Annotated in this window: 13 protein-coding genes and 1 tRNA gene; 2 read left to right on the top strand and 12 right to left on the bottom strand. The window is 67.7% G+C overall.

Going from position 1 to position 13,677, the window contains the following annotated elements:
- Window positions 1–5 precede the first annotated feature (5 nt).
- Window positions 6–398, bottom strand: coding sequence for a hypothetical protein (locus OIE13_RS10255; RefSeq protein WP_326640720.1), 393 nt, complete (start codon window positions 396–398; stop codon window positions 6–8).
- Between OIE13_RS10255 and OIE13_RS10250 the strand changes: the two genes are divergently transcribed.
- Window positions 395–533: transfer RNA gene (locus tag OIE13_RS10250), tRNA-OTHER, on the top strand. The genes OIE13_RS10255 and OIE13_RS10250 overlap by 4 nt on opposite strands.
- Before the next feature lie 164 nt (window positions 534–697).
- Here OIE13_RS10250 and OIE13_RS10245 read toward each other — a convergent pair.
- From OIE13_RS10245 to OIE13_RS10225, 5 genes are all read right to left on the bottom strand, one after another.
- Entirely contained in the window at window positions 698–1,621 is a 924-nt protein-coding gene (locus OIE13_RS10245; protein WP_326640722.1) for an ADP-ribosylglycohydrolase family protein, read from the bottom strand.
- A gap of 662 nt (window positions 1,622–2,283) precedes the next feature.
- Complete coding sequence (locus tag OIE13_RS10240) at window positions 2,284–2,874, bottom strand: phosphoribosylanthranilate isomerase (RefSeq protein WP_326640724.1); 591 nt, start codon at window positions 2,872–2,874, stop codon at window positions 2,284–2,286.
- A gap of 80 nt (window positions 2,875–2,954) precedes the next feature.
- On the bottom strand, window positions 2,955–4,571 hold the full coding sequence (locus OIE13_RS10235) for a penicillin-binding transpeptidase domain-containing protein (RefSeq protein WP_326640726.1): 1,617 nt from the start codon (window positions 4,569–4,571) through the stop codon (window positions 2,955–2,957).
- Between the two features lie 107 nt (window positions 4,572–4,678).
- Window positions 4,679–5,476, bottom strand: a complete 798-nt coding sequence (locus OIE13_RS10230) for a PIG-L family deacetylase (RefSeq protein WP_326647106.1) — start codon at window positions 5,474–5,476, stop codon at window positions 4,679–4,681.
- 120 nt (window positions 5,477–5,596) lie between these two features.
- Window positions 5,597–5,719, bottom strand: coding sequence for a hypothetical protein (locus OIE13_RS10225; RefSeq protein ID WP_326640728.1), 123 nt, complete (start codon window positions 5,717–5,719; stop codon window positions 5,597–5,599).
- On the opposite strand from OIE13_RS10225, the gene OIE13_RS10220 reads away from it, so the two are divergent.
- A complete protein-coding gene (locus OIE13_RS10220; protein WP_326640730.1) occupies window positions 5,697–6,224 on the top strand; it encodes a hypothetical protein in 528 nt (175 codons plus the stop codon). The two genes, OIE13_RS10225 and OIE13_RS10220, sit on opposite strands and share 23 nt — an antisense overlap.
- A 19-nt stretch (window positions 6,225–6,243) precedes the next feature.
- Here the strand turns inward: OIE13_RS10220 and OIE13_RS10215 are convergent, their stop codons facing one another.
- The 6 genes from OIE13_RS10215 to OIE13_RS10190 are packed head-to-tail and all read right to left on the bottom strand — an operon-like array spanning window position 6,244 to window position 13,559.
- The gene (locus OIE13_RS10215) at window positions 6,244–7,251 is read right to left on the bottom strand and encodes a TIGR03619 family F420-dependent LLM class oxidoreductase (RefSeq protein ID WP_326829926.1); all 1,008 of its coding nucleotides are present in this window, start codon (window positions 7,249–7,251) and stop codon (window positions 6,244–6,246) included.
- A gap of 28 nt (window positions 7,252–7,279) precedes the next feature.
- Window positions 7,280–9,628 carry an arylsulfatase gene (locus tag OIE13_RS10210; RefSeq protein WP_326640734.1) on the bottom strand — a complete coding sequence of 783 codons (2,349 nt, stop codon included), beginning with the start codon at window positions 9,626–9,628 and terminating at the stop codon, window positions 7,280–7,282.
- A 12-nt stretch (window positions 9,629–9,640) separates the two neighbouring features.
- On the bottom strand, window positions 9,641–10,588 hold the full coding sequence (locus OIE13_RS10205) for a cyclase family protein (protein WP_326640736.1): 948 nt from the start codon (window positions 10,586–10,588) through the stop codon (window positions 9,641–9,643).
- Window positions 10,585–11,349 carry an SDR family NAD(P)-dependent oxidoreductase gene (locus OIE13_RS10200; RefSeq protein WP_326640738.1) on the bottom strand — a complete coding sequence of 255 codons (765 nt, stop codon included), beginning with the start codon at window positions 11,347–11,349 and terminating at the stop codon, window positions 10,585–10,587. Before OIE13_RS10200 ends, OIE13_RS10205 begins: the two co-directional genes overlap by 4 nt.
- Before the next feature lie 11 nt (window positions 11,350–11,360).
- The gene (locus OIE13_RS10195; RefSeq protein WP_326640740.1) at window positions 11,361–12,812 is read right to left on the bottom strand and encodes an aldehyde dehydrogenase family protein; all 1,452 of its coding nucleotides are present in this window, start codon (window positions 12,810–12,812) and stop codon (window positions 11,361–11,363) included.
- Window positions 12,813–13,559, bottom strand: coding sequence for an IclR family transcriptional regulator (locus OIE13_RS10190; protein ID WP_326640741.1), 747 nt, complete (start codon window positions 13,557–13,559; stop codon window positions 12,813–12,815).
- Window positions 13,560–13,677 lie beyond the last annotated feature (118 nt).

The raw sequence follows: 13,677 nt of genomic DNA, 5'->3' as shown, positions 1-13,677 counted from the left end.
GGTCGTCAGCGGGAGCGTCGGCGTGCTGCCGGATCGTGTTCGGCGGTGATACGGGCGGAGGTCTCCTCGCCCAGGCGAACGTAGCGGCCGAGGCTGGCCAGGTGCTGGTGGCGGCTCTTGGCCTGCAACTCCGGCGCGGTGCGCCCGGCTTGGGCCAGATGTTGGAGCGCGCTGTGGCGCAGCTGGTGCAGCTTCCAGCCCTGGCCGTGCGGGTCGAGCTCGGCGGAAGCGGTCTTGAACAGGTACTCGGCCCGCGGATAGGACAGCCGGCCGCGGCCGGTGACCGGGCAGATGTCGGCGGCCGCAGGCGCGCGTGGCCCGGAGACGGGAGCGCGCCGGTCGGTAATCCTCGGTCTCGGTAGGCAACGCAAAAGGGCAATAACCAGGGTTTTTGGCACCGTTAGATCATGGTAAGCAACAATAGAAACGGCATGGAATCGGACTTCTAATCCGACGGTCGCAGCGGGATGAGCCCCCGAGCCGGGAAACTCGGGGCCGTACGAAGTCATTAGGTTCGAATCCTGCAGGGTGCGCGATCAGGACCAGCGAAAACCCTTGCCTGACCTGCGGCGACGCAGGCACGCGAGGGTTCTTCATGTCCGGCCGTCTACAGTTGGCGCCGGGCGTTTGCGGCTGATCCTTCCCAATGCCTTCCCACGGGATCAGGATCGATCATCGCTCCCCCAGCATTCCAGCCCTACGTCTGAGAACCGTCCGAGGCACCCGGCTCACGGCCGAGGGGGGCGCCTGCCCAGGCCGGTAGAGGCTCGCATCGCCTCCTCCACTCCGAAGGCGGACGGGCGCTCCCTGAAGCCGCGATGATGCCGCCGACGATGGCGCAGGTGGTGTCGATGTCACCACCTGCCGCTGCGGTGGTCCACATGGCCGCTTCGAAGTCCTGGCGTTCGCGAGCGGCGACCCAGAGGGTGAAGGGCACCGTGTCGTGCGCGCTGACCTGTCGCCCGTTACCCAGCATCGTGGCGGCGAGGCCGGGATCACTGATGGTGAGGAGTCGCCTGGCCTCGGCGATGCCGTCGCGAACCATGCTCGCGGGCACGTGTTCCCTGATCCTGTCCAGGAACCCCCCTGGCGAGAGACCAGGCTCCGTGGCAGTCGTCGCCGCGGCCACGGCCACGGCTATCGCGCCGGCCACCGCTTCAGGGTGGGTGTGGGTGACCTGTGCCGACAGGGCGGCCTGGTGGACGACGTTCGCGAGATCGTCGGCGAACCAGGCACCGAGCGGCGCCACCCGCATCGCGGCGCCGTTGCCCCATGAGCCCTTGCCGTCGAACAGCTCGGCCGAGAGCATCCGCCAGTCACCGCCCTCACGGACGAGGCGGAGCATTCGGTTGGTGGCCGGGCCGTACCCGCGGTCGAAGTCGTGACGGGTGGCGAAGCCGGCGGCGAGCCGATCCTGGTCGACGGTGCCGTGGTCAGCCAGGACGCGGTAGACGGAACACGCCATCTCGGTGTCATCGGTCCACTGCCACGGGTCGGGCGGGAGCAGACGGCCGGACAGAGCATGCTGGTTGGCCGGAACGAAGAACTGGGAACCGAAGGCGTCGCCCAGAGCCAGGCCGTGAAGAGACGCGGTGGCACGCACAAGAAAATCAGAGGACATCCCCTTCATTGTGGGGTACGCCGCACGTTCACCGTCATGACGGGAGAAGCGGCCCCGGCCCACGTTCCCAGCCGAGCCTCATTGCGGGAACATCCGCACCAAGAAAATCGACCCTCCAACCTGGCTTCATCGCTGGGCCTCATTGCGGGATCGCCTTCTCCGCGTCCGTCGCAGAAATCCCGTAGCCTTTCCATCCCGACTTCATCGCCGGGCCTCATTGCGGGACCCGCTTGGACAGGGCATCCAGGACCGCGACGCGGAGGCTCCATCCCGGTTTCACCGCCGGGCCTCATTGCGGGTCCCACAGCCACATCACCATGGCACAGCTCTGCGTGACTAAGCGCGTGACAACCATGGCGAACGGCGGCGGACTCTCACGGTCCTTCACGGACCGCTCTCGCAGGTGGGCCCCCTCGATGGTGCTGAACACAAAGGTGTTTTGACTGCTTGCGGAGGAGGAGGCCGCTGGTTCGACTCCAGCCAGAGGTGCTGTACCAGGCAACCGGATGTCCCCCATGGCCGAACACCCCGATACGGGAATGCGCTCCAGTGCGACATTCCTCATCAAAAGCACACAACTCCTCAACGGTGGCACGCGTGGACATGTCTTCGTGAGTCGTCATAACGATCAACATAAACGATCAAGCGTGCACCCGCCGATCTCACCCCGCGCGGGCGGCGGCGATGAAGTCCCTGATGAGCCCGGAGTCCTTCACTCCCGGGGCGACCTCCACGCCACTCGACACGTCGACCCCCCAGGGCCTGGCCGCGGTGATCGCCTCGGCCACGTTCGACGGGGTCAGGCCCCCGGCCAGCATCCAGCGGCCCTCCGGGCGTCCGCGCACGGCCGCCCAGTCCCACGGCTCCCCCGAGCCCGGCCTGGGCGCGTCCACAATGAGCAGGTCCTCGTCGAAGGCGCCGCAGCGCAGGTCGGTGCTCGCGGCCCCGGCGCGGACCAGCATGACGCCGAGGTCCTTCAGCGCGGTGAAGTCCGCGTGCGGGTGCTCGCCGTGCAGTTGGACGGCGCGTACCCCTGACTCCAGGGTGGCCGCCCTGACCTCCTCGGAGGGCTCACCGGCGAACACCGCCACGGTCAGCACGTGTGGCGGCACCGCCGAGGCCAGCTCACGCGCCCGCGCTGGGGTGACCCGTCGCGAGCTCCTGGTGAGGACGAATCCGATGGCGTCGGCGCCCGCCTCGACGGCGGCCGTCACATGTCCGGGCTCGCGCAGCCCGCAGATCTTCACATACACCCTGTGTACGTTAGCCCGTTCTCCGCCCGCGACCGGCCGACGGCAGGGTTCCCGCCCCTGACGCCGGGACGGCCAGAGCGTCAAAGGGCATTCAGGAACCTCGCGGCGATCGGCGCCGCGATCGTGCCCCCGGCGCCGCCGTGCCGGACGAACACCGCGAAGGCCAGGGAGCCCCGGTAGCCGATGAACCAGGCGTGGTCCCCGCCGTCCACGACCTCCGCGGTGCCGGTCTTGCCCGCGGTGTCCGGTGGGAGGCCCGCCCCGGCGGCCGTACCCCGGCTGACCGCGGCGCCCATCATCGTCCGCAGGCCCGAGGCCACCCCCTCGTCCAGCGGCACCGGCTGCGGCGAGTCCGCAGGGGGCTCGGCGGTCGTGATCGCGGGTCTCCACACGCCGCTCGCGACCGCGGCTGCGACCTCGGCCATGCAGAGCGGGCTGGCCTGCACCGAGTTCTGGCCGATGGCGTCGGAACCCAGCTGGTCCGGGCCCTCGTACGGCTGAATCCGGCAGGAGCTCAACCCCGGCTTCTCCCGGAACCCGAACCGCTCCGCCGCCTCGGCGCGCAGCCGGTCGTCCTGCAACCGCTCGTACGCCTGCTGGGCGAAGGTGGTGTTACAGGAGAGCGCGAAGGCCGTGCTGAGGCTCACGGTGCCGTGGTCGACACCGTCGGAGTCGGTGAAACTCCTGCCGTTCGGAATCGTGTAGCCCGCCGGGCAGGCCACCTGCGACTCCGGAGTCATGCCGTTGCGCAGCAGCGCGGCCGCGGTCACCACCTTAAACGTCGAGCCCGGCGGGTAGAGGCCGTTGAACGCCTCCCTGCCGCCCAGCCCGTCCGCCACCGCGCGCACCTGGCCCGTCTTGATGTCCACCGCCACGATCGCGGCGGGCTGCTCGACACCGTCCAGGGCACGGGCGGCAGCTGCCTGGACCGGCTGGGAGATCGTGGTCTTCTTCCCCGAGGGCGGCCGGGGCGAGGAGGCCAGCAGCACCCGGCCGGAGCTCTCCTCCTCCAGCTTCGCATCGAGGACCGTGTCACCCAGCCCGGTGAAGTAGTCGCCCGCCCTGCTGTCGCGGGGGAACGGCACCCCCTCGCGGGTCAGCGTGGCCGGGCGCCGGACCTCCGTCTCCTTCAGCACCAGGCGCCCCCCGTCCTTGAGCGCGGGGTGCATCGTCTCCGGACTCCAGAGCACCTTCCAGGTGTCCGCCCGCATCACCAGGCGCAGGACCGAGGTGAACGGCCAGCGGCCCAGACCCGCGACCTCCCTCACCCCAGTGAAGGACAACTCGGCCGCCTCGCTTTCACGGTGCAGCTCGCCGGGGGCGAGGGAGGACAACGAGGCCCGCAGATCGGCGTCGAACCGGCGGTGCCGGTCGGCGAAGTCGGCCGGAGGATCGGCGACCAGGTCCGCCATGGTGGCGAGATCACCGGACTGCCAGGCGGTGAGGTATCTCGCCCCGGCCTGCCCGGGACCGTCCTGCGGGGTCGGTGTGACCAGGGTCGGTGTGACCGGGGTCGGTGTGACCGGCGCCGGATCGGACAGGGTCAGCTTCTGGTCGGGCCGCGACTCCTCGGTGGAGGTGGACCGCGGCGACGGCGAGGCCACCACCGCCCCCGGTGCCGCCATCACCCCGTACACACCGAAGGCGACGATCGCGACCGCCGAGGCTGCCAGCACGAGGAGCCGTCGATCCCGCATAACCGTTTACTCCCCTGGGTTTCCACGGTTGCTCACCAGCGAAAAGATCGTAAAGGTGATGACCAGTGGTGAACCAGGCTTTTCTGGACTTCGGTACCGGAGCGTGGCTACCGGAGACCGTCGAAAAGATCGTCCTCGCGGTCGGCGGCGGCCGGGACACGGTTGATGTGGCGGATGAAGGACTCGTACGCGAACGCCTGGTGCTGCGCCTCGGCGGGCATACGCAGCAGGAAGATGTTCTCGCCCTGGCTCGCGTGCGCCTCCAGCGCCTTGCGCTTGCGCTCCACCTGGTCCGACACATCGACCACGGCGGTGATCTCCTCCTCAGGAACGCCGAAGTCGTCGGGAAGCTCCAGGTCCTCGGGGGCCTCACCGGTCGAGCGGAGATAGGCGAACATCTCGGCGATCCGCTCGCGGGGCACCGCCGTGTAGTAGAGCTTGCCGGGAATTCCACTGGCCTCGGCCGCGGCGACCGCGATCCGGTGTGCCTGGATGTGGTCGGGGTGACCGTATCCACCGTTCTCGTCGTAGGTGACGACGACCTGCGGGCGGTAATGCTCCATCAGCGCGACGAGCCTGCCCACGGCCTGCTCGAACGGGATGTTAGCGAAGGAATCCGGTGCCTTATTGGCGGCCCAGCCGACCATGCCAGAGTCGCGGTAGCCGAGCAACTCCAAGTGGTCGATCCCTAGATGGGCCACGGACTCGCGGAGCTCGTCCAGCCGCCGCGCGCTCACCGCCGCCTCGTCGTGGCCAGGATCCCCCGGCTTCACCCCACCGGGGCCGTCGCCCTGCTCACCGTTGGTACAGGTGACTAGGACGGTGCGGACGCCCTCGTCTGCGTACTTGGCGAAGACACCGCCTGTGCCGAGCACCTCATCGTCGGGATGGGCGTGAACGGCCATTAACGTCAACTCGTTATCCATGAGTTTCGACCCATTCGTAGGAAATAGTCTTGCGGACCGGCCCACTCTACGGCGACCACCGAGGAGCCGAGATTGGCAGGCGAAGCACCGGGACTGCGTCTAGATCATGTCGGCGACGGACTCGTCCCAGTCCCGCATCAGCGCGTCGTGAAGGCCCACCAGCGCGGCCCGAGCGTTCGTGAAGGCGACGCCGACCGAGTTGTGGCCGACGCGGCCGTCCACGTCGACTCCGGCGCCCCGCAACACCTCCGCCAGATGGTCGAGGTCCCTGTACACCTGCGCGGCCGCGCCCGCCACCGTACGGGCACGGCTCGCCGAACTACGAGCCCACATCGAGGGCGAAGGCAAAGGCGCCGTCCACGCCGAGTGCTACGACGTCGGCAAGCCCGGTCCCGGTGTCGAAGCCCTGCTGGCGCTGGTCCGCGCCCTCGCCGTCGACGAAGTCCTGGTCGACGACGCCGCCAGGTTCGGCCGCTCCGCCCATCCGGTGCTCGAGGCCGCACAGCGGCCGTCGGTGCGGGTCCAGACTCTGGAGGCCATCCAGGAGAAGGGCACCCATGTTCCCGGCGACCTACAACAGCGGCTGCGTGAGATGTTCGACGACGTCGACCCAGACATGCTGGCTGAGCGGGCGCCCGCCTGGCTCCACGGCGGGGCTCTGTCGGTGGCCCGCGCCCAGATGGAGGAAGCCCATGCAGCGCTGGAGGACGCCATGCGGCCAGGCTGAGTCACTGACCGGCAATTAGTTACGAAGTGATACCGTCGCTCGCTCGAAACTCGGCTGTAATCCGGTCGAGCCGCTCGGTCTGGCCCGAGAGGTCCTTCAGGTCCACCATTGGCGGTGGCGCGAGCTGGATGTGGTGCAACCCTGCCTGTTGATACTCGAACAGGACCTCTAGGATCTGCTGCTCACTGCCGACGAGTGGATTGGTGCTGTCCCTCCTGGCCCGCGCCTGCACCCAAGACGTCAGCCGGAGCGAGAGGGTCAGCGCATCCGAAGGTCGCCCGTTCTCCTCGAGCAGCTCCCGAAGGCGAGTCACCGCCTTCTTAGCGGCGTCTGGAGACAGTTGAGCCCCATGCCACCCCGACCCGAGGCGCGCAGCCCGCTGCAGGGCCAGCTCGCTGTTGCCCCCGATCCACACCGGCAGCTCGCGGCCCTGCGGAGGCTTGGGATACATCTGCACGCCCGGTGAGACGCGCACCGATGGAGAATGAAAGCCTTCGTCGGTCGACGGGCCCCACAGGTAGCGCATGCACTTGATGTAGTCGTCCGTCCGCGGGCCGCGCCCTGCCCAGGTGGCGCCGACGGCGTCGTACTCCTCGCGCAGCCATCCCGTCCCGGTACCGACGATCAGCCGGCCGTTCGACAGCACGTCGATCGCGGCGAGCATCTTGGCCGCCAGCACGGGATGGCGCAGCGGAGTGACCATAATCCCGATACCAAGGCGGACGCGCGAGGTGAGCCCGGCGAGGTAGGACAACAACGTCAACGGCTCGAATACAGGGTCACTGGCGGGCATGCCTCCCAGCCCCACCTGGGTGAAGTCCTCCAGGGCCCCCGAGGGCACGGCACGGCCGAAGTTCGGATGCCGGGATCGGATGCGGTCTGCGAGCACGATGTGGTCGCCCACCCAGATGTCGTCGAACCGTGTGGCCCTGTCGGCCAGTTCCGCGAGCCGTGTCAGCTCGGGCACGTCGATGCCCTGAGCCATGAAGTTGGGAATGAAGAGCCCGAATCTCACGTCGCCGTCCACCTCACCTGAATCACCGTCGCCATGCCGCTCAGTGCGACTCGATCTCAAGTTCGAGGGCCTTGCTTTTCTCGTGTCCGGACTCCACGGCGCCGAGCTCCGACAGGATCTCCACGTCGACCCGGCGGATGACTCCAGAGTATTCGAACGCGCCCGAGTAGCGTGAGGACACCGGGGTCCCGCTGTCGCGGCCCACGTTGAACGTCTCGGCGTAGGAGTACCGATACGGCACGGTCTGCGGCAGGTCTCCCACCACGACCTCGGTGCCGTCGACGAGCAGCCGCACCGTACCGCCCGACCCGAGCACCGGCCGGTGCGTCACGAAGTCTAAGCACAGGGTGTGCTCACCCCCGGGCAGCTCGACGCCGGAGACGAACTCAAACGTTGCGCGGCCGGCCACGTTGTGCGCGTAGATCAAGCGGTTCTCGTCCACGAACAGCGAGTAGCCGGCGAACCGGCCCCCGGCGGAGAGCAGCAGGCCCCGGTCGCCGGCGCCGTGCGTGACGCGCGCGGTGATGCGATGAGAACGGCCCTTGACGTTGGGTGCGGAACCCTCGGGGATGCGCACCGCGCCCGGGTAGTAGGTGAACGACCGCCGCGCATTCCCGGGGTTGGGCTTGTGGTCCACCGCCAGCCGTTCGCCCAGGGAGTCGTCCAGCGGATAGACGAAATTGTCCCGCGCCTCCTGGTCCCAGACCTTCCGGAGTTCTTCCAGACGTCCAGGCTGCGCGGCGGACAGGTCTCGGCTCTGGGCGTAGTCCGACGACAGGTCGTACAGCTCCCAGCGGTCGTGCTCAAAGATTCCGGTGGAGCCACCTGTGTACTGCCAGGGAAGGCGCCCGTGCCGCGCACTCGCCATCCACCCGTCCTGGTAGACGCCCCGATTGCCGAGGATCTCGAAGTACTGCGTGCGTGGCGGCGCCCAGGAGCCGGCCTCGTCGTCGACGGAGGGCAGCAGCGAGATCCCCGCGAAGGGCAACTGCTCCGCTCCGTGCACCGCCTCCGGCCGTGGGATCCCAATCGCGTCGAGGATGGTGGGCGTCAGGTCCACGACGTGTCCGAAGTGGCTGCGGTCGCCCCGCGCGGACACCCGGGCGGGCCAGGACAGCACCATTCCGTTCCTGGTGCCGCCGAGGTGCGAGGCGATCTGCTTGAACCACGGGAACGGGGTCGCGCCGGCCCATGCCCAGCCGACGGGGTAGTTGTTGTAGCTGGTCGGACTGCCGATCTCGTCGATGCGGCGGAGGTTCTCCGCCTGGTCCTCCGGGAGGCTGTTGATGACCGACCACTTGTTGAACTGCCCGGTGGGGGTGCCCTCGGCGGCCGGTCCGTTGTCTCCCGCAACGAAGATGATCAGTGTGTTGTCGTGCTCTCCGAGCTCCTCCAGGGCGGCGACGAACCGCCCGAACTGATGGTCGAAGTGCGACAACGCGCCGGCGAATGCCTCCATGTACCGCGCGTAGAGCCTGTGCTCGTCGTCGGACAGCGAGTCCCACGCGGTGATCTCCTTGGGCCGCTCTGAGATCTGGCTGTCAGCCGGGATGATGCCGAGCTCGAGCTGCCGCTGAAATGTTTCCTGCCGGATCCGATCCCAACCAGCGTCGAACCTGCCGGCGTACTTCTGGATCCACTCGCGGGGGGCGTGGTGTGGCGTGTGCGCCGTGCCGGGGGCCCAGTAGAGGAAGAACGGCCGGTGCGCGGCGACGGAGCGCTGCAAGCGCACCCAGGAGATGGCCTGGTCGGCCAGGTCCCGGTCGAGGTGGTAGCCCTCCTCAGGGGTGTAGGGCGTGTCAATAGGCGTCGTGTTCCGGTAGAGCGTGGGCTCCCATTGATTGGCGTCCGCCCCCATAAAGCCATAGAACATCTCGAATCCGAGACCCGTGGGCCAGCGGTCGAACGGTCCGTTGGGATTGATCTCCCACTCCGGGGTGTTGTGCCACTTGCCGAGCGCTGCCGTTGAGTACCCGTTGAGGCGGAGGACCTCGGCGACGGACGCGGCGCTGCGCGGCCAGATCGTGCTGTATCCGGGATAGCCGGTGGCCATCTCGGCGACCGCGCCGTTCGCAATCTGGTGATGGTTGCGGCCGGTGAGCAGTGCCGCCCTCGTCGGGGAGCACATCGCCGCAGTGTGGAACCGGTTGTACCGCAGGCCGCGCCCGGCCAGCGCGTCCAGGTTGGGCATGTCCACCGGACCGCCGAACGCGCTGGGCTGGCCGAAGCCCACGTCGTCGAGCAGCACGACGACCACATTGGGAGCGCCGTCAGGGGCCGTCAGCGAGCGGGGGAAGTGCGGGACTGAGGCGGCCGTCGTCTCGGCGATGCGGGAGGCGTAGGCCTCCTGGGACGGAAGGTGGGTTCTGGAGAGTCGGGAATCGGTCATGCTGGTCCGCTCCTAGAAGATCGCCATTGCGTTGGCCGGGGAGCCGAGGCCTCCGGGGAGGCGAACGGGCTTCGCCATGAACAAGAACTCGTAGCGGTGGCGTCCGGCGCACGCCTCGCTCAGCTCGACAAGGTCGAAGAGCTCGCCTAGCGTCAGACCGAGCAAGCCCAGCAGAGCCGGGTGGAGTCTGGTGTCCTTACCACGCGGAGGCGTCACCTCGACGGCGATGTTGTCCGCGCACACAGCGGCGATGTGCTTGTCCCAGAGCCACTGCAGGGTCTCCTCGTCCTGCTGGAGTCCTGGGGCCGCATAGCGCATCTCGGTCGTCGTCGTGCCGTCGCTGAGGCTGCGGATGAACGCGTCGACGCCGAACCGCAGGAGCAGTACGTCGCCCTCCTCGATGCGGACACCCTGGGCGGCGGCGACCTCGTCCAACAGCGAGGGCGGTATCTCCCTGCGCGTGTTCGGCTCGATCGCCTCCGGTGTGTCCCGCAGGTGCCGCTCCAGGTCCAGCAGCACGCCGCGCGCCACGATGCCCCGCTCGGCCACCTGGTCGATCCCGAGAGAGTTGTGTCCGGGGGCGAGCGCCCGATCGTCAGGGAGCAGGCCGTTGTAGAAGCCGTCGGGCCCGCGGACGTGGCGTAGGCCGTCCCACTGACTGGACAACTGCGGGGCGAAGTTGTCCAGGGTCTCGTCGTAGTAGCCCGGCATGATCTCGAAAACGTCGTGTACGAACTGCTGACGATGCTTGAAGATCGACAGGGGGATGCTCAACGGGTGGTCGAGGTTGACGCAGATTCCCTCGGTGGCCAGCCTGAGCGCCCGAGCCCGGCGTTCGGGTGTCAGCAGCTCCAGCGTTCCGAGCTGCGACCGGTCGCCGAACACGCCCCAGGCGGTGCGCCAGTTCGGTGCCGCGGTCGACGGGGGGAGTTCGTTGTACGAGGGCAGGACGTTGCTCAAGCGCTCACACCGCCGTCCACGGGCAGGTTGACCCCGGTGACGAACGCCGACAGGTCGGACAAGAAGAAGAGAGCCGCCTTTGCGACGTCGTCGGCGGTAGCCAGCCGTCCCATCGGGATGTCGGTTGTCAGCCGCTCCCGGTCCATCAGGTCGGCCGCCTCGACCGGTACAAACTGGGGAAGCATGGGAGTGTCGGCGGCGACGGGGCAGATAGAGTTGACGCGCACGCCGCGCGGGGCGAACTCCTTGGCAAGCGACCGGGTCAGCATGACGGTGCCGCCCTTAGATGCCTGATATCCCGAGTGGTGGGCCCGGCCCTTCAATCCGGATAGGGATGCGGTGATGAGGAAGGAACCCCTGGACGCCTCGAGGGCCCCTGCGGCGTACTTCGCGAGCAGCCACGGCCCCTTGACGTTGACGGCCATCAAGCGGTCGAACAAAGACTCCTCATAGTCCTCCAAGGCTGAGAAAGGCGCAGGGAGACCGGCGTTGGCCCACGCGCCGTCGATGCGGCCGTAGGTCGCGTTGGTGAAGTCGACCAAGGCGGAGCTGTCCGCGGCGTTCGTCGCGTCGTAGGTGAACGCCCTGGCCTGTCCGCCCGCTTCCTCGATCTGGGTGACCGTCTCCTTGGCGCCGTCGGTGTTTAGGTCCGCGACCACGACTTTCGCGCCGTGGGCTGCGAAGAGCACGGCTCCGGCCCGGCCCATCCCCGAGGCCGCCCCGGTGATGATAACGATCTTTCCGTGCAGGAGCTTTGTCATGTCACGTGTCCTCACTTGCCTGCGAGCCTGATGATGGTTGTCTTGACCTGGGTGTAGTGCGCCAGGGCCTCGAAGCCCTTTTCACGGCCGATGCCGCTGTTCTTGTAGCCACCGAACGGTGTCTCGACGCCGCCGCCGAACCAGTTGTTGATGAACACCTGACCCGACTCCAGCTGTGCCGCGACGCGGTGGGCCCGGTCGATGTCCTGGGTCCACAAACCCGATACGAGCCCGTAGTCCGTGTCGTTGGCGAGGGCGACGGCTTGGTCTTCGTCGTTGAACCTGGTTGCTACCAGGACAGGCCCGAAGATCTCCTCACGCGTGAGCAGGGATCCGTGCGGCGCCTCAAGCAGGGTCGGTGCTACATACAGCCCGCCCGGGTAGTTCTCGAGCACCTTCGGCGGCCCCTCGAGCAGGGCAGTAGCCCCGGAAGAGGTGATCTGGTCGAGGTAACCCTGGACCCGGGCGTACTGCTCCTTGGTGGCGATCGGCCCGATGTCCGGGTCGTCGAGGGCGTGTCCGACCCGGACATCGCTCAGCCGCGACTGCAGACGGGACAAGAACTCGTCGTAGACGGTGGAGTGCACCAAGAGTCGACTTCCCGCCGAGCATGCCTGGCCGGAGTTGTAGGTGATCGCCAGACAGGATCCTTCGACGGCAGCGTCGAGGTTGGCGTCGGAGAAGACGATGTTGGGGCTCTTGCCGCCGAGCTCGAGTCCGGCCGGGATGAGCCGGTCCGCTGCCGCGTGGGCGACGAGTCGGCCGACCTCGGCGGAGCCGGTGAACATGACCCGCCGGACCAGTTGGTGATGGATCAGCGCCTGCCCGGTGGTCGGGCCGTCGCCTGGGACCACATTGAGGACACCGTCGGGGAGGCCGCATTCGCTGGCCAGCCGGGCCAGCATGAGGCAGGTGAGCGGTGCGTCCTCGGCGGGTTTGACCACGACCGTGTTACCAGTTGCCAGGGCGGGACCGAGGCCTCTGGCCGCCTGTTGGAGGGGGGCGTTCCAAGGCAGGATCACTCCCACGACGCCGTAGGGTTCGTGGCTGGTGTAGGCGTGCCACTCGGCCCCGAGCGGGATGACATCCCCGTGGTGCTTGTCCGCCGCTCCTGCATAGAACTCGAAGTACCGGGCCGCGACCTCAACGTCGCCTAGCGAGAGGGACAGGGGCTTGCCGGTGTCAAGGCTCTCCACGCGTGCGAACTCTTGGCGCTTCTCGCGGAGCTGGCCGGCGATCGTCTGGAGGATGCGGCCGCGCGCCGACGGCTTCCACCTGCGCCAAGCCCGGTGGGCGCGATCGCTAGACCGCACCGCGACATCGACGTCTTCCGCGGAGCCGTGCGCTACCGCCGCGAGTACCTCGCCGGTGGACGGGTTGATTGTGTCGAGCCGCTCTCTGCTTGACAGCTTGCTGACCTTGCCGTCGATATAACCGTCGATGATGAAGCCGGTGACAGGCACTCATTCCTCCGGGGCCGAGGTTCGGGTCAACAGCTCCTGGATGGCTCCTGAACAGTGCTTTGCCTGGCGCGTGATCTCAGGAATGTCGGCGTTGGCCAGGTAGTCCTTGAAGGCCGATACGTGCACGGCTGCGATGAGGACCCCGTTGCGATCGTGGACGGGGGCCGCGAAGCCGATTATCCCGCTGATGGTCTCCTCCATGCTCATGGCGAAGCCACGTTCCCGGATGGCTTCGAGTTCTGATCGAAGCGCCGACTTGGTTGTGATGGTGTTGGGAGTGAAGGCCACCAGATCCGATGACGTCGCGACCTTCTCCAACTCAGGGTCGTAGGCGGCGAAGAGTTTGCCGACTGCGCTGGAGTGCAGCGGCACGGGATCTCCCAGTCGAATATCCAGACCGGCCCGGTGCAGACCGGGAACGCGCTCGACGTAGGTCACCGTGTTGCCGACACGCACGGCCAGGTAGGCATCGTGCTCAATGGACTGCACGAGACGTTTCAGATGTGGTCGCGCCGCGTTCACCAGGTCGACCTGCTCGATGGCCGCCACGGCGAGTCGCACGAAGACCGGACCGGCGCGGTAGAGCTTCCGGTCATCGATGACCAGGAGTCCAGCGTTCACCATGGAGCGAAGCAGGTCGTGCGTGCTGCTCAACGGCCCTGACACGGACTCGGCGATCTGCGAGAGCGGAGCGCCAGCATAGTTCTGCCTCAGCACATAGTCGAGGACCCGGACGAGCCGGTCCACCTTGTCACCGCTCATGCCTGCTGGCACCCTTCTTCAGCTATCTGAAGCACTCATTCGAATATTCGGAACGTAGCCTGAGTACTGTCAGGCGTCAACGGGTCGATACCGATCGAATCAG

It is taken from the genome of Streptosporangium sp. NBC_01810, assembly GCF_035917355.1.
GTDB lineage: Bacteria > Actinomycetota > Actinomycetes > Streptosporangiales > Streptosporangiaceae > Streptosporangium.
Note: the sequence above shows the minus strand (reverse complement) of the source record. Positions and strands in the feature narration are given on the sequence as shown.